Below are 23,126 nucleotides of genomic sequence, written 5' to 3' on the forward strand. Positions count from 1 at the left end.
CACGAGGTCGGCAGCGGCGCCGTCGACTCCGCAGTCGAACACGACGGCACCCCGACTCCCCGCTCCATCTCAGGGTTCGTCCTCAGGGAAGGTAACGGAACCATAAATTCACCCTCGGGATCTTGTGGCGCGGTCCGCGTCCGTGATCTTATGCGCATCGCGGGTATCTGATCTTGAACATGGCACGGGGGTGGAACGGGGATGCGTACTGGGCGGACGGCTGCGTCGTCGCATGCGATCCGGCGGCGGGCGCGGCGACGGCAACGCTGGGCAGCGCTGATCGCGACGGTAGCGGTTCTGTGGGCCGGGTCGATGTCGACCGCGGGCGCCGCGGAAAAGGGTTTCCCGCCGCTGCACCTGCCCTCGCTCGCGCAGATCGTGGCCTGGTTCCAGGATCCGCGCTGGGGCGCGCTGCCGGAGCAGACCTCCGGCACCGCCGCCGGACACAGCCACTCCGCGACCACCGCGTCGACACGAGCGGGCGGCGGCGCGGGACACCCGGCGGGCCAGGGCGAAGGCCAACTGCCGCCCTACGCCCCGCTCGCCAAACTGATCAAGCAGGGTCCGAGCGGAAACGCCCAGCGGGGCTTCGACGCGCGCACCAGCAAGCGGGTCGCGTCGAAGTCCTCGGCGACCTCGGACTACTACCAGAACGCCGACGGGACCTTCACCCGCAAGCTCTCCGCGACGCCGATCAACTACCAAGACGCCTCCGGCGCGTGGCAGCCGATCCAGACCAGCCTGGTCGGCGCGACGGGCGGACGCTGGGCGGAGAAGGCGAACTCCCTCTCCGTCAGCTTCGCGGGCCGTTCCTCCGACGCGGCGCTCGCCCAGGTCGCCCTTCCCGGCTCCGAGTCGTTCGGGTACGCACTCTCCGGCGCGGCCCCGGTGGCGGGCGCCGTCTCCGGATCCACGATCACCTACGCGGGCGTGCAACCGGCGACGGACCTTTCGCTCGAGACGACGGCCACGGGCCTGCGCGAGAACCTGACCCTCCACTCCGCGGCGGCTGGCAACACCTGGACCTTCCCCCTGCACCTGAACGGGATGACCGCGAAGCAGGCCGCTGACGGATCGATCCAGCTTGTCGACGCCGCCGGCACGACGGTCGGCGAGATCCCGGCGGGCTACGCCTACGACTCGAGGATCAACCCGGTCTCCGGCGAGCCGCAGAGCACGCACGCGATCGCCTACACGCTGCAGGCCGCGCCCGGCGGCGGCCAGCAGCTCGTGGTGACGCTCGACAAGGCCTGGCTGGACGACCCCGCGCGCCAGTTCCCGGTGACCCTCGACCCGTCCACGACCCTGAGCGTCGGCAACATCTCCACCTATGTCGAGACCACCGCCGCCGACGTCGGCGACCACTCGATGGAGCCGACGATCCGCATCGGCTCGTGGAACTCGGGCACGAACGAGGCCAACGCGTTCCTGCGCTTCCCCAACGGCGGCCTGGACTACTCGGGCACCACCGTCACCGCCGCCTCGCTCAGCCTCTACGACGTGTGGGCCTCGACCTGCACGGCCGAGCGGTTCGACGTGGCGCCGGTGACGCAGCCGTGGGTGGCGTCGCAGCTGACCACGTATCCTGGCCCGTCCTACGGCGCGTCCATCGGCAACCTGACCCCGAGCGTCCCGGCCGGCTGCGCCAACTCCGGCGGGGACCTGTCCAAGGGCAACTGGGTGACCGTGCCGCTGGCCACCGCGACCCTCACCAACTGGGCCAAGAACGGCGCCAGCGACTACGGCCTGGCCCTCTACGCGGCGACGAACGACTCGCTGCACTGGAAGCAGTTCGACTCGATGAACAGCGACTGGGCCCCGTACCTGTCGCTGACTTACACCACCTACCTGCTGCCGTCGATCTCCTACCAGTACCCCGGCAACGGCGCGAGCGCGGGCACGCTGACCCCGATCCTGTCCGCCGAGGGCTCGATCGACCCGAACGAGGAGCCGGCGCAGTCGCTCAAGTACGACTTCCAGATCACCGACGCGAGCGGCACCAAGCTGGCCGACTCCGGCGCCATCGCTGCGAGCGACTGGACCGTCCCGGCCGGGAAGCTGGCGTGGGGCAAGTCCTACTACTGGACCGTCCAGGCGTACGACGGCACGAACTACTCGGTCAACAACGCCTGGAACTCGCTGACCACGACCGTCCCGCAGCCGGCGATCACCTCCAGCCTGTCGCAGAACTCCGACGGGCACGGCTTCGACGGCGCGATCGGCAACTACACCACCTCCGCCACCGACGCGCAGGTGGCCGTGGTCGGCCCGACCCTCGACGTGGTGCGCGACTACAACTCCCGCGATCCGCGGGTGACCGGCGCGTTCGGCGCGGCCTGGTCGTCCGTGTTCGACTCCCGGGCCAGCGAGCGCTACGACTCGACCGGCGCGGTGCAGTCGGTCGTCGTGACCTACCCCGACGGTTCCGAGATCGGCTACGGCAAGAACTCGAACGGCACGTTCTCCCCGCCGCAGGGCCGTTTCGCCACCTTCAAGTCGGTGACCGGCGGCTACAGCCTGACCGACAAGAACGACACGACCTACACGTTCACCCAGTCGCTCGGCTCGGGCAACTACGGCATCACCGCCATCAGCGACGCGCTCGGCCGCGCGGTGAACTTCGCCTGGACCTCGGGCGAGATCACCACGATGACCTCGGTCGCTTCCAGCCGCGCGCTGCACCTGACCTGGTCCACCCCGGCCGGCGCCACGGTGGCGCACGTCCAGACCGTGGCGACCGACCCGGTCACCCCCGGCCAGACGGCCACCGCCCTGACCTGGACCTACGGCTACTCCGGCGACCAGCTCACCAGCGCGTGCCCGCCCGGCACGACGACCGCGTGCACCAAGTACGCCTACCAGGGCGGCTCCTCGTACCAGACACAGATACTCGACGAGGGCGCCACCAACTACTGGCCGCTGTCGGAGGCCTCCGGCACGACCGCGAACGACGCGGTCCTGGCCAACGAGGGCGCGGACAACGCCACCTACGCGAACGTGACGCTGGGTCAGGCCGGTCCATTCACCGGCGGCTCGGGCACCGCGGCCCAGTTCAACGGCACCAGTTCACTACTCACGCTCCCGTCGCTGCACATGGGCACCGGCCCGTCGTTCACCTACTCGCTGTGGTTCAAGACGACGACGGCGAACGGCGTGCTCGTCTCGGCCTCGGACAACCCCCTACAGGCCACCTCTACCTTCGGCAACTTCGTTCCCGCGCTGTACGTCGGCAGCGACGGAAAGCTCAACGGCCTGTTCTGGCAGAACACCCAGCCGACGCCGATCGTCTCGTCCGCCGCGGTGACCGACGGCAAGTGGCACCACGTCGTGTTCTCCTCGGCGCCGAACCTGCAGACGATGTGGCTCGACGACAAGCAGGTCGGCACGCAGCCGGGCTGGGCGGCGCTCGGCGACACCGCGATCGCGCCGTGGCTGCTGCAGTACACGTACGTCGGCTCCGGCTACCTCGGCTACACCTGGCCCGACCAGCCGCACCCGAACTCCTCGACGGTGTACGCGACCTACTTCAACGGCACGATCGCCGGCGTTTCCTACTACAACAGGCCGCTGACCACGGCCGACGTCGGCGGCCAGTACTCGGCGGCCACCCACGCCGCCACGCTGATGACGGGAATCACCCGCCCCTCCACCAAGGCCTACGCGGCGGTCCAGTACAACGCGGCGACGAACACGGTCACGCAGGTCACCGACGAGAACGGCGGCGTGTGGAAGCTCGCGCCGCCCACGGTCGCCGGCTCGAGCCAGGTCTTCCGCTCCGCGGTGCTCGGCGCCAAACCCCGGGACTACTACCGCCTCGGCGACGGCAGCGGCACGACGAACCCGGCGAACGAAGTCCACGGCGTGGCCGCGGCCTACAACGCGGCGACGCTCGGTGTCGCAGGGCCCTTCTCAGACGAGACCGCCGCCTCGCTCAACGGCACATCCTCGTACGTGTCCCTGGCCTACGGCCTGCTGGGCAACCCGACCCAGTCCCTCGGGATCTGGTTCAAGACCTCCTCGGCCAACGGGGTTCTGGTCGGCACGAACGGCGTGCCGGTCACGAACTCCGGATCCGCGGGATTCGATCCCCTGCTCTACGTCGGCAACGACGGGAAGCTTGCGGCCGAGGCATGGACCGGGGACGCCTACACCCCCATATACTCGAAGTCCGCGGTGGACGACGGCAAGTGGCACTACGCCGTGATCTCAGTCGCCGGGACCACCCAGACCCTCTACGTCGACGGCACGAGCCAGGCGACCAAGTCCGGCACCGTGAACATGACCGGCGCGCTCTACGACTACATCGGCGCCGGCTGGATGGGCGGCACCTGGCCGGACGACTCCCTGAGCGGCAAGACCTCCGCCGTGCAGTACTTCAACGGCTCGGTCGGCGAAGTCGCGAGCTACCCGACCGCGCTCAGCGGCGACCAGGTCGCGGCGCAGTACGGCGCGGCCCGCGGCTCGCAGGGCCTGCTGCCGGTCGAGACCGTGGTCACCACCGACCCGGGCGGCAAGACGGTCACCGACCGCTACGACGTGGCCAACAACTACCGGAAGATCTCCGAGACCGACGGGCTGGGCAATACCACCAGCTACGGCTACGACACCTCCGGCTACCTGTACACGACCACGGACCCGAACGGGAACGTCACCACCACCGGCCACGACGTGCGCGGCAACATCGTGTCGCAGACCACGTGCCAGAACCAGGCCACGAACGTCTGCTCCACGGCCTACTACACCTACTACCCGGACGACACGACCGCGCAGCTGACGACGGCGGACCCGCGCAACGACGTGATGCTCACCGCACGCGACGGCCGGTCGGCCTCGGCGACGGACAACACGTACGAGACCACTTACACGTACGACACCAAGGGCGACAAGACCGCGGTCACCACGCCGGCGGTGCCCGGGTTCCCGGGCGGCCGGACGACCACGATCACCTACAGCGACGGGACCTCGGCCTTCCCGGCGGTAGACACCGGCGCCGTCCCGGCGGGCCTGCCGGTCAAGACGGTCTCCCCGAGCGGGGCCGTGAACACGGTCGCCTACTTCCACGACGGCGACGTGGCCCAGACGGTCAACGCCGAAGACCTGGCGACCACCTTCACCTACGACGGCATCGGCCGGGTGGCGGCCAAGACGGTCAGCCCCCGGCAGACCGCAGGCTGGTGGCCGCTGACCCAGACCACCGGCACGAGCGTGACCGACTCCTCCGGCAGCGGGAACACCGCGACCGCGACCAACATGACCTGGACCGGCACGGCCGGCGCGTTCAACGGTTCGAGCTCGTACATGCAGCTGCCGAGCGGGCTGGTGGCCGCCTCGCCGATGGTGTCCATCTCGCTGTGGTTCGACACGACGGCGACCACAGCCGGCACGCTGTTCTCCACCGACCACGACCTGCCGACCAACACGACCCCCGGTCCCGGGGCGATGCCGGTGCTCTACGTGGGCTCGGACGGCAAGCTGCACGGCCACCTATGGGACACCACCGTGGCTGGCATCGTCTCGGCCGGTGCGGTCAACGACGGCAAGTGGCACCACGTGGTCCTGTCCGGCGCGGGCACCAGCCAGGCGCTGTACCTCGACGGGGCGCTCGTGGGCTCCCTGTCGAACCAGGTCCAGAACCTCGACCCGTACGAACTGGTCGGCGCGGGCGTCTACAACAACGACGGCTGGCCGGCCGCGCCCAACGGCGACACCTGGAACTACTTCAACGGCCAGATCGCCAACGTGCAGCTCTACCAGCGCGCGCTGTCCGCGGCCGAGGCGGCCAGCCTGCACACTGCGGGCCAGGGCGGGACGGCCATCGCCAACCCGACCCCGGCGGCCCAGGTCACCTCGTTCCAGTACGACGGCCAGGACCGCGTGACCCAGCAGACCGACCCGGCCGTGACCGACCGGGTGACCGGCGCTGTGCACACCTCGGTGACCGCGAACACTTACGACCCGGACGGGGACCTGACCCAGCAGGTGGTCTCCGACTCCACCGGCGGGGACGCCTCGCGCACGACCTCGAGCACGTACAACCAGTACGACCAGGTCCAGACCTCGACGGACGCGGACAACAACCAGACCTCGTTCACCTACGACGCCTACGGCAACAAGCAGACACAGACCGATCCGGACAGCACGGCCACCTCGTGGACCTATGACGCCAACGGCCACGAGCTGACGCAGGCGATCACGAACTACACCGGTTCGCCGCTGAACCCGCAGACCGCGACCACCATGACCGAGTGGTCCAAGGCCTACGACCCGGCCGGGCGGATCGCCTCGGTGACCGACGCGATGGGCAATGTGTCGAAGTACACGTACTTCGACGACAACCAGGTCGCGACGGTCACCAAGACCGACCCGGCCGGGAAGAACGCCTACGTCGAGGAATCCGACACCTACGACGCCGCCGGCAACCAGATCACCAAGACGACCGACAACGGCGCGACGGTCGAGGACGTCGCCGTGGACGCGGCCGACCGCACCGTCGACACGACGTTCGACCCCTCCGGCGTGGACCGCACGACCACGTACTCGTATACGCCGGACGACCAGGTCGCCACCCAGACGCAGACGGACCCGACCGGGGCGACGGAGGTCACCGCCGCCACCTACGACGGGATGGGCCAGCCGACCTCGCAGTCCACCTACCAGGACGGCGCTGGGCACCCGACCGGCTGGTGGCCGCTGACCCAGGCGGGCGGGACGAACGTCACCGACGCCTCGGGCACCGGCGACACGGCGACGGCCACCGGCGTGACCTGGACCGGCTCGAGCGCCTCCTTCCCGGGGACCGCCGGCCAGCAGATCGCCACCAACGGCCCGGTGCTCAACACGGCCGGCAGCTTCACCGTGTCCGCCTGGGCGGACTTGAGCAGCGTGGGCAGCACGTTCCAGGACCTGGTCTCCCAGGACTCGAAGAACAACTCCGGGTTCGAGCTGCAGTACGACACCGCCGACTCCGCCTGGGCGTTCTCCCGCAGCTCCGCGGACACCACCTCGCCCAGCGTGATCAAGGCCCACGGCACGACGAAGCCGACCGCGGGAACCTGGTACCACCTGGTCGGGACCTACAACGCGTCGACCGGCGCGATGACGCTGTACGTCAACGGCGCCGCGGCGGGCAGCGCGACCGACACCACCCCGTACGCCGCCAACGGTCCGCTGGTGATGGGCCGCGGCCAGTTCGTCGCCGCCCCGACCGCCCTGCTCGACGGGCAGGTCTCCAACGTGCAGGCCTATCCGCGGGTGCTCTCGGCCGCCGAGATCTCGACGCTCTACACGGCCGGGCACAACGGCGGCACCACGGCGTCCTCGTCGTGGATCACCACCTCGCGCACCTACGACCAGCGCGGCCTCCCGCTGACCTCCACGGACGCGAACAACAACACCACCGACTACACCTATGACGAGGCCGGGCACCTCGCGGTCACCACCGACCCGGCGGTGGCCGTGGAGACGAACGGCGGCACCCCGGTCCAGGAGCACCCGACCACCGTCACGGGCTACAACACCTTCGGCGAGCCGGTCGAGAACCAGGACGCCGACGGCAACGTCGTGACCACCGTCTACGACGCGAACGGCAACAAGGTCTCCCAGACCCGGCCGAACTACACCCCGCCGGGCTCGACGACGCCGATCACGGCGACCACGGTCTGGAACTACACCAAGCTCAACCAGGTCGAGTCGATCACCGACCCGCTCACGCACGCCGCGAGCTACGTCTACGACCAGCTCGGGGACACGGTGCAGACCACCGACCCGAACACCGGCGTGACGGATCAGACCTATGACCTGAACGGCCAGCTGCTGTCCACGACGGACCCGACCGGCGCGCAGACGCAGGCGACCTACGACTGGATGGGTCGTCAGCAGACCGCGACCGTGCTCGACCGGTACCCGACCGCGACCACGTCGACGACTACGTATTCGTACGCGGCCTCGGCGGCGAACCCGGACGGCGCGTTCCTCGCCTCGTCCACGTCGCAGGACGGCGCGGCCACCTCGTTCACCTACGACAACGTGGGCGAGCAGACCGCGGTCAAGGACCCGGCCGGCAACACGACCTCGACCTCGTACGACTTCCTCGGCCGGACGGCGGCGGTGACCGCCCCGGACTCGACGAGCACGTCGACGTCGTACGACGCGATCGGCGACGTGGTCCAGAGGCAGCAGAAGGACGCCACCGGCGCGGTGCTGGCCACCACCTCGTCCACCTACGACGGCATGGGCCAGGTGCTGTCCACCACGGACGCACGCGGGAACACCTCCAACTTCCTCTACGACGCCACCGGCGCACTGACGCAGGAGATCCAGCCGGTCACCGCCACGACGTCGATCACCACCAGCTTCGGCTACGACGCCAACGGCAACCGCACGCGCTACACCGACGGCCGCGGGAACGCGTGGATCTACACCTACAACCCCTGGAACCTCCAGGAGTCGGTGATAGAGCCGGAGACCAGCACCGACAACACGGCCGCGCTCTCCACGTTCACCACCGCGTACGACGCCGACGGCCGCGCTGCGACGCAGACCCAGCCGGGCGGGGTCACGCTGACCTTCGGTTACGACAACGAAGGCAACGTGCTGAACGAATCCGGCGCGGGCGCCGACGCCGCCACGGCCACCCGCTCGTTCACCTACGACGGCGACGGCAAGGTCCTGACAGCCGCCACCACGACCGCGGGCACGCAGGGCTCTGCCGGCTACCAGGCCGCGAGCTCGAACACCTTCACCTACAACGACCGCGGCGAACTGCTCACCACGAGCGGAGCCGCGGGTTCGAGCACCTTCGCGTACAACGGCGACGGTCTGATGACCTCGCGCCAGGACGCGGCGGGCACCACGAGCTACGGCTACAGCACCTCCGACCAGCTCTCCACGGTTACCGACGCCGCGACCGGCGTGGCGTCCGCCTACTCGTACAACAAGCTCGACCAGGTCTCGCAGATCCAGTACGGCACCGGCGGCGACCTGCGCAACTACACCTACAACTCGCTGCACGAGCTGACCGGCGACACGCTGACCAACAGCGCGGGCACCACCACGATCGCCTCGATCGGCTACGGCTACGACCCGAACGGGAACCTGACGTCGAAGACCACCACGGGCTTCGACGGGGCGAGCGCGAACTCCTACACCTACGACTTCGCCAACCGCCTGACGTCGTGGATGAGCGGAACGACGACCACGGATTACGGCTACGACGCCTCGGGCAACCGCACCCAGGTCGGCGCGAACGTCTACACCTACGACGCGCGCGACGAACTGACCGGCGACGGCACGAATTCGTACACCTACTCCGCTCGCGGCACGCTCACTCAGCAATCCTCATCGTCTGCGGCCACCGCCTACAGCTCCGACGCCTTCGGCCAACAGATCACCGTCGGCCAGCAGTCGTACAGCTACGACGCGACCGGCCGGATGCTGAGCGACGCGGCCACCGGCGGCAGCACCCTGTCGTTCGCCTACAGCGGCGCGGGCAACATCCTGGCCTCCGACGGCGCCAGCACTTACACGTGGACGCCGGCCAACACGCTCGTGGGCATCGGCACGGCGGCCTCCGGCGGCGGCACCGTGGCGGGCAGCGGCGAGCTGGCCTACGTCGACCAGCACACTGACGTCGTCGGCGACTTCACGGCCACCGGCGCGGCCCTGGACGGCTCGACGACCTACGACCCGCTGGGCAACGTCACCGCCACCAGCGGCCAGGCCGGCTCGCTCGGCTACCAGTCCGCGTGGACCGACAAGGCCACCGGCAAGGTCGACATGGGCTCGCGCTGGTACAGCCCGTCCACCGGCCAGTTCATGAACCGCGACACGATGGCGGTCAACCCGGCCCCGGACAGCGCGGCGGCCAACCCGTTCGCCTACGACGGCGGCAACCCGATGCTGGCCACCGACCCCACCGGCCACTGCTTCCTGGGCATCGCCTGCGGCATCCAGAACGACATCGGCAACTGGGCCTCGAGCGCGTGGAACGACACCACGAGCTTCGTGTCCACCGCCTGGAACGACACGACCAGCTTCGTCTCCTCGGCCTGGAACGACGCGGTCTCGGCGCTCGACAGCACCATCTCGTTCCTCGACAACGAGCTCAAGCAGCTCGAGGCGGAGACCACCCGCCTGCTCAACGAGGCGAGCAACTGGGTCAGCGACGCCTGGGACTGGTCCTCGCACCAGGTCTCCCATGCCTGGCATGCGACGACCTCCACGGTCAAACACTGGTACAGAGCGGCGGTCAACACCGGCAAGAAGGTGGTGCACACCGTCGCGGCCGACTACCACAAGGCCGTCAGCTACGCGAAGAAGGCCGTCGCGAGCACCGCGACGTTCGTTAAGAACCACGCCGCGACGATTGCCTCGATCGTGGTGGGCGCCGGGACGTTCATAGGCTGCGAAGGCCTGACTCTGGGCGTCGGCACCGTCGGGTGCGCCGCGCTCGCGGGCGCCGCGTCGAGCGGCGTGTCCTACCTGATGAGCTGCGGCAAGACGCAGCAGGGCTGTTCGCTCACCGGCGGTCTCGAGGCGGTCGGCGAGGGCGCGCTCGGCGGAGCAGTCGGCGGCGCGCTGGCCGGACCGCTGGGCGGCAAGCTCGCCAGCGAGGCCCTCAGCGGGATCCTGCCGGACGTCGCTACCAACGCCCTGGTCGGCGCCTATGCTGGCGGCGGAGCGGGAGCCATCACCGGAGCGGTCGGCTACGCGGCCTCCTGCGGCTCGAGCCAGGCCGGCTGCTCCTGGTCCGGCCTCGGCGGCGCGACCCTCGGCGGCGCGGAGCAGGGTGCGGCCATGGGCGGCATCGGAGGCGCCGGAGCCTCGCTCGTCGGCAGCGGCATCAGCGCACTGAGAGGCGACGAGCCGCAGGCTGGCACCGAGCCGGAATCGAGCCCGTCGTGCCACAGCTTCACCGGCGGGACCGAAGTCCTGATGGCCAGCGGTGCCAAGAAGCCGATCGACCAGGTCAAGGTGGGCGACAAGGTCGCGAACACCGTCCCCGGGCAGGCCGGCACCCAGGACAACACCGTCACCGGGGTGATCGTCACCAAGACCGACCACGACTTCGTGGACGTCAAGGTCAAGCCGGTCGCCGCCGGCACGGCCGACGCGGCGGCGACATCGCCGAAGTCGAACACTCTGAAGAAGGCCGGGCTTGGCCTAGCCGCATCCCTCGCCGTCCTGGCGGGCGCCGCGACGACGTCGACACACACGGGTGGCACCCCCGCGGACGCCGCGCAGGTCCAGGCGACTACCCCGGCCGGCGGCGAGAGCGGCGACGTCACCGAGGACGGCGGAACGCTCACCACGACGTTCCTGCACCCCTTCTACGACGCCACGCAGGCCGCCTTCGTCGAGGCCCAGCACCTTCAGGTCGGCGACGAACTGCAGACCCCGACCGGCTCCGCGGTCGTCATCGGTCTGCACCTGTACCACGCGAACACGGTCACTTACGACCTGACCATCGGCGCCCTGCACACGTACTACGTCGTGGCCGGGGACACGCCGGTCCTCGTGCACAACATGAACGAGGAGCAGTGCGCCGTTCCCGCACCGCAGGACGTGAATTGGCCGAACTTCAGAAGCACCAAGACGGCCGCCACACCCGACGAGGGCGCGACCTTTACGCTCTCGGGCTGGTCGAGTCGAATCTCCCGTGCCTTCACTCGGGTTTCCACGAACGTCACGGCCGGCCTGCGAAACATGTTCGGCATGGCGGCAAAGGGCAGCGGGAACGATCTGGGAGTAAACGGCCGATACTTCGACTCCCATGCCGAGCGTCAGGCGTACGCGCTCAATCCAGGCAGCCCGATCATTGTCACCCGAGACCCCTGCGCGGAATGCCAGCAGTTCTTCAGCTACGCATCCGTATATAATCAGGAATCGTATGTGATATCGAGTCCATCAGGTCGTTGGGCGTTCCATCCTACGGGGGACATGGAATTCATTCCCAACGTTCCTTACGCTCCGGAGCCACCAGGCTGAGCCCGACGGTAGCCGGCTGGGCGGACGCTTCGCGCGCCTCCGCTCAGCCAGCTACCATGACGGGACACTGATTTCGCAGAACAGAGGCGTACTGATGCCCACCGAGCAAGACCCTCCGGTCACTGCCAAGCAGGCTGCGCGTGAGCTCCTGGAGAACAACTCGGCTGGGGAGCGAGTCGGCTCACGCGACATACGTCACCTGAAGTCCGCTCTGACCGACCAGGCCCGACAGGGCGACGTTGACGCACAGAACCTCCTTGGCGCGATCGAACTCGAGATCGAGCAGAAGCCGAAGAGCGCGCGCCAGTGGTTCGAAATGTCTGCCGCCAAAGGGGACCCTGCCGGGCAGCGGAGCCTTGGGCATCTCTATGCAAACGGGCTGGGCGTAAAGGCTGACGTCGCCAAAGCGGTGGAGCTGTTTCGTGAAGCGTCTGCTGGCGGGGACCCTTTCGCCATGTACAACCTCGCCGCTGCGAACATCAGGGCAAAGGGTGCCTACTGTACCTTTGATGAAACACTATCGCTCTTGGAATCTGCTGCCGAGGGCGGAGTCGTCGAGTCGGCGGCAAAACTGGGTGATCTCCTGGCGGGCGTCGGCCGAAACGCTGAGGCAATCGACTGGTACGTAAAGGCCGCGTCTCGCGGCCACACCGGCGCGATGGACGTAGCCGCTTGCTGGTTCCGCGACGGTACGGCAGGCCAGTCCGATCCTGTTCAAGCCGTACGGTGGTTTCTCGCCATGCTCAACAGTGGTAACGGCGATGGTGTTCATGAGGCTATCCAGGTGGCAAAAAGCATGAACCCGGAGCAAATCCGGGAAGCCGCACGGCTTGCCGGAAGAGTCGGGGACGGTGAAGCCATTATCGCGACAATTTCGCGGTAGTGTGCGGGAAATTCGTTTCAATTACTTTTCTGCTGAATTGCCATAAAACGGACCTCCGCGCGCTGATGTGCGTTCCCGTTGCCTTCCTAAGAGCTGAGACGTTCCGCTGTTGCCTGCGCCGTCGTCGGCCCGTGCTCCCCCGAAGAGCGGGCCGACGCCCGGAAATGTCCGCGGCTCGGATCATGTGGCCAGGCCAGGTCTCGGCCACATGATCCGAACCTCGCCAGCTCCTACATCGTTCGGCTGGCGCGGGCCGTGGTCGATGCCTTTGCGGAGTCGGTGTATTCGACCAGCGGGAAGGCTCGCCTGGGCCGGGGCGGGACCAGGAAGTTCTGCCGCCGGGTGGCGGTGATGAAGCGCTCGAGGCCGTTGTCGTCGGGGTCGATCTTGTATTGGACCTGCAGGTCCTGGGCGGCGACATTGGTGCGCATCTGGCGGAAGAACTCGGCGGTCGGGATGAAGATCGCGAACTGCAGCTTGGGTTGCTGGCTGCCGGCCGGGATGTCGTTGCCGCCGGGGAAGTCCTGGAAGGCGGGCACGTCCATGGTGGAGAAGCCGGGTCCGTCCATGCGGATGTGGATCGGGGTGCCGTCCGCGGCGCGGGACGAACGCTGCAGCCCGGCGTTGTGGCCGATGCGGCCGAGGCCGGTGAAGGTCTCGGTCTGCTGCGCGCTGGCCGGGTCGTTGGGATTGAATGTGCCGCCGGCGTCCTGGGCGCCCAAGGCGGCGTCGTCCGGGCCCTGGAAGCGGTTGTTGATGAACGCCGGGCAGCCGCCGTTGGTGAACGGATCGCCGGCGTTGAACGGGGCCGGCAGTCCGTTGGGAGTGCCGATCTGGTTGGCCCGGAACGCGTACATCATGCGCTCGGCGGCATCCTCGCCGTCGGAGTGGCGCGGGTCCTGGTTGGGCGTGGCGTAGAACTGGAACAGGTCTTCGATGACGTGCGAGAAGTGCATGATCGAGCCCTGACCGAAGTAGTCGCCCTGGGTCGCCGTGGTCAACGTCGCCGACGAGTTGCCGGCGAAGGTGCAGATCTGCGCTGGGCCCGCCGCGTTGGTCTGCTGGTCCAGGAATCCCATCCACATCGGCGAATCGGGGTTGACGCGCGGGGCGAACTCGAAGCCGTTCTGGTCGGCCAACTGCCTGGGCAGGCCGCGTTGCACGAACTGCACGCGGGTGGTGCCGAACCGCATCAGACCATTCCACTGCGGCGACTGGATGCCGCAACCGTGCAGGCTGCAGGAGCCCTTGAGCCAGGCCAGCACGTCGTTGAGGTTGCGGAGCGAGTCGCTGCGCATGTGGAACACCATGTCGTTGTTCTCGATCACGAGATTGACGTTGAACCGGTCCTTGGTGACGTTCGGCACCGGCGCGCCGGGTCCGCCGACCAGGCCACCGACCACGTCGGTCGGCATGGGGACGGCCTCGGCCAGCACGTTGGTGGTTCCGTCGGGGTTCTGGCCGTCGAGGATCTGCGGCATGAACTCCTGCACGAGCGGTCCGTTGATCCCGCAGGGAAGCTTGTTGAAGTAGGGCACGCCGTAGGAGGTGAACACGAAGATGCCCGACGGGCTGAAGTCGTAGAACTCCTCGATCTGGTTGAGCGCGTTGTCGAGGGTCAGCTGGTCGTCCGGGGTCGGACAGCGGGTGAGCTTGGCCGGGACGAAGTAGGAGAACACCGGGCCGAACTGGGCGGTGACGTTCCCGGCTCCGTCGTTGAGGGTCACCGGCGGGGCGATGAAGTTCCCGATGTCGAACTGGATGATCGGGAACGGTCCCGCATTCGTGTTCGCGGTCGCCGCCGCCAAAGCCCTGGCCGGCGTGAAGGCCGCCGACTCGATGAACGCCAGCTGGGCCGCGGCCGCGACGCCGAATCCGGCCTTGAGCGCGTTACGCCGACTGATCTGATGGTTCTTGAAATCGTTGAGCGCCATGCGTACTCCCGGAGGCGGATGGGAAGGCGTGTGCGGTCGCCTCGTCAGGCCGCGCAAGCTCCGCCGATCGCACGTCTTAGAACTTTGATAAAAGTTCTGGTGGTCGAGGGCACCGTAAGCGTCGGCCCCGACGGTGGGCCAGTGACGAGATTCCCCTAATGGATGTCTGACGTCGCAGGAGCCTGATGGGAGCGGCGGCGCCCGGGAAGAGAACCTCGGAGATCGTGCGGGCGCTGACCGGCACCGCGCTCTGGCGCGGGCGGCGGCCCTCCTGAGATCGCGTCAACCGAATCCGTGGCGCAATGTCTCAGCCGGCGGAGTAAGCACCCTGTGGTGCTCGTCTCGGCGAACAGTGCGAACGCCGTTTGGCGCTCGGGGAGTCATCGCAGTCGGGGAGATCCGCAATCGTGAAGCCCAGCGGAATCTATAAGAACGTGTACAAGCGGCGTCACCGTTGCAGCTGACCGGCCCACCAGTTGCGGTCGGGATGGGCCGTCACGGTGACGATGCCTGGTCGGGCTGGTGATCCGATGCCGGCTTGAGCTTGTCTTCGAAGAACGCCAGCACCCGGTCGACGCCCTCCTGCTGGCGGTGCTCGGTCAGCGTGGAGTGCTTGCGGCCGGGGAACTCCACGGCGATGAAGTTGTCGCCCAGTTCGCGGCGCAGGGTGTCGAAGCGGGTGCCGGTCGCGGGGTCCCGCTCGTAGCGCAGGCCGAGCACCTGGCATCCGGCGGCGACCTTGCCCTTGACCGATTCCAGGTCGCCGGGGCTGAGCCCGAGGTCGGCGCTGCGCGCCCTACCCAGGGGCGCCGGCGAGGCCGGCTGGGCGAGCACGGGTGCGGCCACCGGCGCGTCGGCGAGCATCGCCAGCGCGAAACCTCCGGTCATGCACATGCCGACCGCCCCCACGCCGGGTCCGCCCAGCTCGGCATGCAACTCGCGGGCCAGCGACCGCAGCCACGCCGCGACCGGAGTGGTGCGCCCGAGCGCGAACATGCTGAACTCTCTGCTGATACAGACCTGGGCGAGGCTGCGCAGCGACTCCCGCACGGTCGCAGGAGCCTGATCGCGGCCGAACAGCGACGGCAGGACGACCGTGAACCCGCGCGCCACCACCTCCTCGGCGAACGCGATGACCGCGGGTGTGATACCGGGGACCTCGTGGATCACGACCACGCCCGGCCCGCTGCCCTTACGGTATGTCGGATGCGTAACCCCGTCGGCCGTATGGCTGCCGGGAGTCCAGGAGTCGAGGAGGCCCATGACAGAAGACTATTGCCCACACAGCCGACAGCTGATCTCCGGCCGGAAGTTTTTGCCAGCCGTGCCGATTCAAGTCGGCGGCGAGGCGCAAGAATCAGAGCAGCCTGTGTAAGGGTCGAAGAGCCCGTTGTCGTCACTGGAACACGCGTTTACCCAGTGCTATGACGTAACGCAGGCCGGCCGATCGCGCATGGTCGACCATATGGCGGCGCCCAACCCGAGACACGTAGGGGGATTCATGTTCCATGCAGCGCGCAGGAGACGATCCGTGAGAAGGTCGGCCGCCGCTGTGGCAGTCCTTTCCGCCGCTGCGCTGGCCGTGTTCGGGGTCCCAGCGCGGGCGACAACAGTCGGCCCGGCACTTCAGGGAGCTGCGCATTCCGCTGCCAGCTCCAATACCGCCTCCACCGCAGCCCCATCCTTCCAGCCGGTCTGTGGTGCGCCGAAGCCCGGCACGTTCTCCTGCTTCGCGCTGCGCCGCACGAACGTCAAACAGTCCGCGCACACGCTGACGTCCACCACCACCCCGTCCGGTTACGGTCCGGCCGACCTGCAGAGCGCGTATTCGCTGCCACCCGACGGCGGCTCAGGGCAGACCGTCGCCATCGTCGACGCCTTCGACGACCCCACCGCCGAAGCCGACCTGGCCGTCTACCGCCAGCAGTACGGTCTGCCGGCGTGCACCAGCGCCAACGGCTGTTTCAGCAAGGTCGACCAGCGCGGCGGCACCCAGTACCCGCCCGTGAACTACGCCTGGGCCGGGGAGATATCCCTCGACATAGACATGGTCTCCGCCATCGCCCCCGACGCCCACATCCTGCTCGTCGAGGCCGATAACGACCTCGAGAGCGACCTCGGCGCGTCCGTGGACGAGGCCGTGGCCCTGGGCGCCAAGTTCGTGTCGAACTCCTACGGCGGCAGCGAAGACCCCTCAGAGACCACCTTCGACGCCCACTACAACCACCCCGGTGTCGCCGTCGTCGCCGGCTCGGGCGACTCGGGCTACGGGGTGGCCTACCCCGCGGCCTCGCCGTACGTGACCTCGGTCGGCGGTACGAGCCTGACCCGCGCTCCCGGCACGGCCCGCGGCTGGTCGGAGACGGCGTGGTCCCTCGCCGGTTCCGGCTGCTCGGCCTACGAGCCCAAGCCCGCCGTCCAACACGACACCGGCTGCGCCAACCGCACGGACGTCGACGTCTCCGCCATCGCGGACCCGACCCCCGGTGTGGCGGTCTACGAGAGCAACGTCGGTTGGCTCGCTTATGGCGGCACGAGCGTGGCTTCCCCGGTCATCGCCGGCGTCTACGCCGACGCAGGCACCCCGGCCGCAGGGACCAACCCCAACACGTACCCGTACGCGGCGCACACCGGACTGAACGACATCACTCTCGGTACCAACGGCGGATGCACGGTCGCCTACCTGTGCAACGCCGTGACCGGCTACGACGGCCCGACCGGCCTGGGCACCCCGAACGGACTGCAGGCGTTCCGCACCGGCCCGCACGGCACACTGACCGGCGCCGTCACCGGCCACCCCGGCGGAGAGCCGATTGTCGGAGCCGCAGTCAGCGACGGCACCGACGTCACACACACCGACGCGCAGGGCCGCTACACGCTCGCGCTATCCGCCGGCAGCCGCGACATCACCGTCACCGCCTACGGATACGCGACCGCTACCGCGCACGTTAACGTCGCGGCAGGCGCCACTGTCAGGAAGAACATTGAGCTGAGGCAGGTGCCGAGCGAGACCGTCTCAGGCACGGTCACCGACGGCTCCGGCCAAGGCTGGCCGCTGTATGCGGAGATCACCGTCAGCGGCGATCCCAACCCGGTGTGGACCGATCCACACACCGGCCGCTACGAGCTGACACTGCCTCAGAACAGCGACTACACCCTCAACTTCGCGCCCGCGTCGCCCGGCTACGGCGAGGTCACCAAGACCGTGCACGTCGCCCAGGCGCCGCTGTCCGTCGACGTCGCGGCGATCGCGGACCCGTGGACGGCCACCGCCCCCGGCTACAAGCTCACCCTGACCGGCCCCACCGAACCGTTCGACTCCACCACCGCGCCGCCCGGCTGGGCCGTCGCCGACGCCCCGAACACCACCGCCGGTTGGGAGTTCGACAACCCGGGCAACATCGGCAACCAGACCGGCGGCAGCGGGGGATTCGCCGTCGCCGACAGCAACTTCTACGGGTTCAGCAGCAACTTCAACACCGCCTTGTACACCCCCGTGTTCGACCTCAGTAGCGACACGCGGCCGGAAGTCGGGTTCGACACCATGTGGTTGGACGACCCGTCCGTCGAGTCCCTGGGGATCGACGTCAGCGACGACGGCTGGGCTACCTGGACCACGGTGTGGACGCCCGACCTCAACACCAGCGGCGACTTCGTGACCGACGCCCACTTCGACGTCCCGCTCACCGCTTACGTCGGCAAGCCGTCCGTCCAACTGCGCTTCGACTACGCCTCGCAGGGCGGATACTTCTGGGAACTCGACAACGTCTTCGTCGGACAGCGCGACTTCGCGCCCGCCCCCGGCGGCTTGGTCGTGGGCACGGTGCAGGACGCGAACACCGGCCAGGGCGCGGTCGACGCGACCGTCACCGACCAGGACGACCCGTCCGCGCAGGCGAAGACCATCGCGACGCCGGAGGACCCGAACCTGCCGGACGGATACTTCTCGCTGTTCGTGCCAGGACCGGGCAGGCATGTCCTGACCGCCGCCAAGTTCGACTACGCCAGCACGCCGCAAACGGTGAACGTCCGCGCCAACAGAGCCGTCTCGGCGGACTACCAGCTCGACGCCGGGCAGCTGCGGGTCGACCCCGGCTCGATCACGGCGTCCGTCGACCTGGGCGGGCGCACGAGCAGAACGCTGACGGTCACCAACACCGGCGGCGCGCCGGCCACCCTCCAGATCGGCCAACAGGGCGGCACAACGACGCCGAGCACCACCGCCCAGGGCGCGCCCCTCCGGCTCATCCCGGGCACCTACCCGACCGGCCATGTCAGGGGGCAGCCGCAAGCCCAGGCCGCCGCGGCTACCCCGTCCGCAGCGCCCTTGGACGCCGCTTGGCAGAACGCGCAGGACCTGCCGACAGCGTTGATGGACGACGTGGCAAACGCCTACAACGGCAAGATCTACGCAGGGTTCGGCGATGCCGGGCTGTTCGGCGCCCCGCTCGGCGGCAACCTCTACGTCCTGGACCCGGCGGCCGGCGCCTGGACCCAGCTCGCCTCAGCCGCGGACACCCATCAGGCGCCGGGCCACGGCATCATCGACGGCAAGCTCTACATCTCGGGCGGCTGGGGATCCAACTTCCTGATTGATCCGAAGCTGGAGATCTACGACATCGCCAGCGACACCTGGACCACCGGCACCTCGGAGCCCAAGCCGTATGCGGGAGTCGGGAGCGCGGTCCTCGGCGGCAAGCTCTACCTCGTCGGCGGCTGCGGGGACACCACCTGCGGAACCACCGACGTCTCCGTCTACGACCCGGCCACCGACACTTGGAGCCAGACCGCCCCTTACCCCGAGCCGATCGCCTGGCCCGCCTGCGGCGGCATCGGCGGCAAGCTCTACTGCGCCGGCGGCACCGACAACAACGGCGACAACATCCAGCACGCCTACGTCTACGACCCGTCCGCCAACGCCTGGTCCGCGCTGCCCGACATGCCGGTCCCCCTGTGGGGCGCGGAATACGCGGCGGCCAACGGCGTGCTGGTCATCTCCAGCGGAGTCACCACCGGGGTAAACGGCGGCGTACTGACCAACCAGGTCGTCGCCTACGATCCGCAGGCCGGCACCTGGAGTGCGCTGCCCAACGCCAACACCCCCAGTTACCGCGGCGCCGGCGCACTCGGCTTCTACAAGCTCGGCGGCGGCATCAACGGTTTCACCCCCACCTCGGTCGTGGAAAACCTGCCGGGCTACGGTGTGGACCCGAGCGTGAACGTCCCCTGGTTGGCCGCGAACGCCACACAGCTGACGTTGCGGCCCCACCAGCGGATCACCGTGACCGTCACCCTGGACACGAGCGCCTCGCAGATCGCCCAACCCGGCACGTACGGCGCCGACCTCGTGTTCGGCAGCACCACCCCCTATGCGATCCCGCCCGTCCCAGTCACCCTGACTGTCAACCCGCCCGACGCGACCACCAGGACCGGGAGGACCGCGCAATAGCCGCGAGGTTCCCAGCACCGTGAACCCGCTGTGCCGAGCCGATCCGCGTGGTCGGCCCGGCACAGCGGCGTGGCGACAGGACCTGATGCTCTGTCAAGCCTGCGGCAGCTCACAGACCTGCGTCCGCGGTCCTGTTTTGCTGCGGGGACGCCCATTCGACGGGAGACTGAGAAAGCAGCGGCGGCGCTAGATTGCGTTGTCGACTGATGCGGAGAGGGACGAGGGGTGGGGGGAAATGCGCATTGGGTACGTGGTGGCCGCGTCGGCACTATGCCTGATCGCGGTCGGCGCGGTAACGGCGGTGCTGACAACTGGAGCCGGAGCCGGTGCTGGCGCCGGTTCCGCGGACCCCGGGGTGGGAACGGGATCGGTGCGGACATCCGAATCGGCGTCTGCGACGACCGACTCCGCTGCGGGTACTGGGTCCGGTCTCGCGCGGTTCTTCGCCGAGACACCCGACTGGAGGCTGTCCTACCGTCTCGACTGCGGTTCGGGTAGCGATGCCGCGGCGGTCAAGTTCCAGGTCCGCGCGTTCACGGCCACGCCACTGCTCACGCTCGTCGGCCAAGCGGTCGGGTCCGGAACTGCCGCCGGCACCGGGCAGCCGGGCTGGCAGGTGCTCTCGGTCTCGGTGACGCCCTCGACGTGTGATTGGAGCCTGGCAGCATCGCAGACACCGGTCACGACGACCCCGTCGCAGCCGTGAACGCCGTGTCCGACCAGGCGACGGCGTCCGGGAGGTCCGGTACCGACGCCCGCCCGCGAGCGTCGCAGCGGAGTGGTTCCGACGCTGCGACGGCAAGCGCCGAGCGTGTGGCGGCATGGGCGCGACAGCAGGTGCACGCGCTGCGCGACGCCACGCCGCACGAGTCGGCGCCATTGGGGGCGTTGAAAGCAGAGTATTTCGAAGCCTGCGGTGCGCGCGTGGGCGTGCGCTGGGTGCGCGGGTTCACCTTCGGCGTGGGCAGATTCGCGGTGTGGAGCGGGTTGCTGTTCGCCTCGTGGATCGGGGCGTTGGTGTGGGCGATCGGCCTGCCGGTCGGCCACGCGCCCGCCGTCGCGATGTCAGTGGTATATGCGCTGATCGCGCTCATCTCAGCCGTGGCCGCGCGCGGCGAGGCCTGGCGTCTACTCGATCAGTTGCGCCGACTCGCCCCGGTGGACACGACGCAGGCTCGCGACAGAACCGGTGCGTTCGTCTCCACCTACGTCGGCCTGTTGGCCATCGCGTCCGCGCTCTATGGCGTACTCGCCGAGGTCCGCATTCGCCGTGCTGCGCACGCGCAGCTGCCGCTGTTCGCGTTCGACAACGAGTTCGGCGCGTTTGTGCTGGTCGCCCTGTGCGGCGCGGTATTGGGCGCCTTCATCATGGCGCTCGCCTATGCTGACGCCCTTGGTCCGCGGGGCCCGCGGCAGGCGGTGTCGTGGCCGTTGCGACTACTCGGCAGTGCCGTGGCACCGCTCGTTCGTGCGCGCCGTGCGGTTGGCGGCAACGCGGCGCTGGACTCGGCGGTCCTGCGACTGCTTGAGGCGACGGCGCGCATCGCGCAGTTGGGCGCTCAGCAGCGGGCCGACGGGACGCCGCCGGGGCGTGAGGCCGTGGTATCGCTCGTCGCGCTGTTGGAACGCGCGGCTGGGGACGCGGAGGAATACGCGCTGGTTCGGGTTCCGCGCCTGGACTTGGCTGCCCGGACCATGGCGCGCAAGGACGGGGCGCAACTGGCGGGACTCGTCCGAGCCGCCAAGGCACCGTTGGCGCGTGCGCTCCATCCTGATGAATACAGCGCCATGAGCAAGGCACTGACGCAGATCCTGGCCGCATGGTGCGATCCGAGCTCCGGAGGCTTCGCGGATCTGGTCAGTGCCGCGCCCGCACCGGACCGCCTGCCGCTGTGGCGCCGGGCCGGCTCCCGGATCGGGAACGCCGTGTTGCTCGCGGCGGCCGGCATCGTGCTGCCTGCCCTGCCGGTCTACAGCCACCAGCAGGCCGCGGCCGCCGGAGCCCGCTACACCCTGCTCACGGCGGCCGTATTCGCCCTGGCCACCGGAAAGGTCACCGCCTGGGACACCGTGAGTACCACCCTCGACAATCTCGCCCCTGCAGCCCCTGCAGCCCCGCAAGCCAACGTCGGCGGCCACTGAGCCTGCTTCAACCTCAGCAGGACATTGCTAGGCGGTGGCCTGAAGCGCCGCGCGGGTGAGTGTTGCCGCGGTGCGCACGGCGCTGGCGATGGCGGCCTCGGGCTCCAGGCCGCACAGGTCGGTCAGGCAGAAGAGGGCTTCTGCGCTGACGACGACGGCGAGGTCGTTCTTGAGCTGGGCGAGGGCGGCGGACGTGATGCGTGCGGGGGAGTCGGCGAGCGGAGCGAGGGCGTGATCGATCAGGCCGAAGCGCAGGCCCGGGCGACGGGTGGCGACGGTTGCGGGGCGGGCGACGGTCGCCGCGATCATGGCGCGCGCCGCACCCTGATACCGCTGGACGTGGCGCAGGAGGTGCTCGGTCACGGCGGCGACGCGCTCCACCGGGTCACGGGAGTCCGCTGCCGCCGCCAACGCCTCCTCCGGGGTGGGCATCTGGTCAGCCATGGCCTCCTGGAGCAGGCTGGTCAGATCCGGGAAATAGCGATATGCGGTGGCCTCTGATACCAGCGCGGTCTTGGCGACCTCGAGCATGGTCACCTCGCGCCCGGTGCCCGCCAGTTCGGCCGCGGCCTTAAGGATCGCGGTGCGCGTGCGCAGCTTCTGGTTGGCGCGGCCGGTGGTGGGCGGCCCCGCCGCTGTCGTCTGGCTCCGCTGTTCGGTCTCCTGCATGCGACAAGGATAGCAAGTTCGCTCTCGTTATGAGAGTTGACTTGCATAACGAGTGCGAGCCTCC

At 68.9% G+C, this 23,126-nt stretch carries 8 protein-coding genes; 5 read left to right on the forward strand and 3 right to left on the reverse strand.

Features of this window, described 5'->3' with window-relative positions:
- The first annotated feature begins 312 nt into the window (after positions 1–312).
- Positions 313–11,985, forward strand: a complete 11,673-nt coding sequence (locus VGZ32_RS04570) for a LamG-like jellyroll fold domain-containing protein (RefSeq protein WP_326884539.1) — start codon at positions 313–315, stop codon at positions 11,983–11,985.
- A 94-nt stretch (positions 11,986–12,079) separates the two neighbouring features.
- On the forward strand, positions 12,080–12,868 hold the full coding sequence (locus tag VGZ32_RS04575) for a tetratricopeptide repeat protein (protein ID WP_326884540.1): 789 nt from the start codon (positions 12,080–12,082) through the stop codon (positions 12,866–12,868).
- A 230-nt stretch (positions 12,869–13,098) separates the two neighbouring features.
- Here VGZ32_RS04575 and VGZ32_RS04580 read toward each other — a convergent pair whose 3' ends face one another.
- A complete protein-coding gene (locus VGZ32_RS04580) occupies positions 13,099–14,802 on the reverse strand; it encodes a hypothetical protein (protein WP_326884541.1) in 1,704 nt (567 codons plus the stop codon).
- Between the two features lie 495 nt (positions 14,803–15,297).
- Positions 15,298–16,065: a dienelactone hydrolase family protein gene (locus VGZ32_RS04585; protein WP_326884542.1), complete on the reverse strand. Its 768-nt coding sequence runs from the start codon at positions 16,063–16,065 to the stop codon at positions 15,298–15,300.
- Positions 16,066–16,333: 268 nt separating this feature from the next.
- On the opposite strand from VGZ32_RS04585, the gene VGZ32_RS04590 reads away from it, so the two are divergent.
- From VGZ32_RS04590 to VGZ32_RS04600, 3 genes are all read left to right on the forward strand, one after another.
- Positions 16,334–20,251: a kelch repeat-containing protein gene (locus VGZ32_RS04590; protein ID WP_326884543.1), complete on the forward strand. Its 3,918-nt coding sequence runs from the start codon at positions 16,334–16,336 to the stop codon at positions 20,249–20,251.
- 370 nt (positions 20,252–20,621) lie between these two features.
- Positions 20,622–20,957, forward strand: coding sequence for a hypothetical protein (locus tag VGZ32_RS04595; RefSeq protein WP_326884544.1), 336 nt, complete (start codon positions 20,622–20,624; stop codon positions 20,955–20,957).
- Between the two features lie 218 nt (positions 20,958–21,175).
- Positions 21,176–22,393, forward strand: coding sequence for a hypothetical protein (locus VGZ32_RS04600; RefSeq protein WP_326884545.1), 1,218 nt, complete (start codon positions 21,176–21,178; stop codon positions 22,391–22,393).
- A 27-nt stretch (positions 22,394–22,420) separates the two neighbouring features.
- Here VGZ32_RS04600 and VGZ32_RS04605 read toward each other — a convergent pair whose 3' ends face one another.
- A complete protein-coding gene (locus VGZ32_RS04605; RefSeq protein WP_326884546.1) occupies positions 22,421–23,062 on the reverse strand; it encodes a TetR/AcrR family transcriptional regulator in 642 nt (213 codons plus the stop codon).
- Positions 23,063–23,126: the final 64 nt, after the last annotated feature.

The organism is Actinocrinis sp., from assembly GCF_035938995.1.
In the GTDB taxonomy this organism is placed as follows: domain Bacteria; phylum Actinomycetota; class Actinomycetes; order Streptomycetales; family Catenulisporaceae; genus DASZGI01.

Bases quoted from the DNA above. Each gene is read 5' to 3' on its own strand.
- VGZ32_RS04570 (WP_326884539.1), top strand. From the start codon at position 313: ATGTCGACCGCGGGCGCCGCGGAAAAGGGTTTCCCGCCGCTGCACCTG.
- VGZ32_RS04575 (WP_326884540.1), top strand. From the start codon at position 12,080: ATGCCCACCGAGCAAGACCCTCCGGTCACTGCCAAGCAGGCTGCGCGT.
- VGZ32_RS04580 (WP_326884541.1), bottom strand. From the start codon at position 14,802: ATGGCGCTCAACGATTTCAAGAACCATCAGATCAGTCGGCGTAACGCG.
- VGZ32_RS04585 (WP_326884542.1), bottom strand. From the start codon at position 16,065: ATGGGCCTCCTCGACTCCTGGACTCCCGGCAGCCATACGGCCGACGGG.
- VGZ32_RS04605 (WP_326884546.1), bottom strand. From the start codon at position 23,062: ATGCAGGAGACCGAACAGCGGAGCCAGACGACAGCGGCGGGGCCGCCC.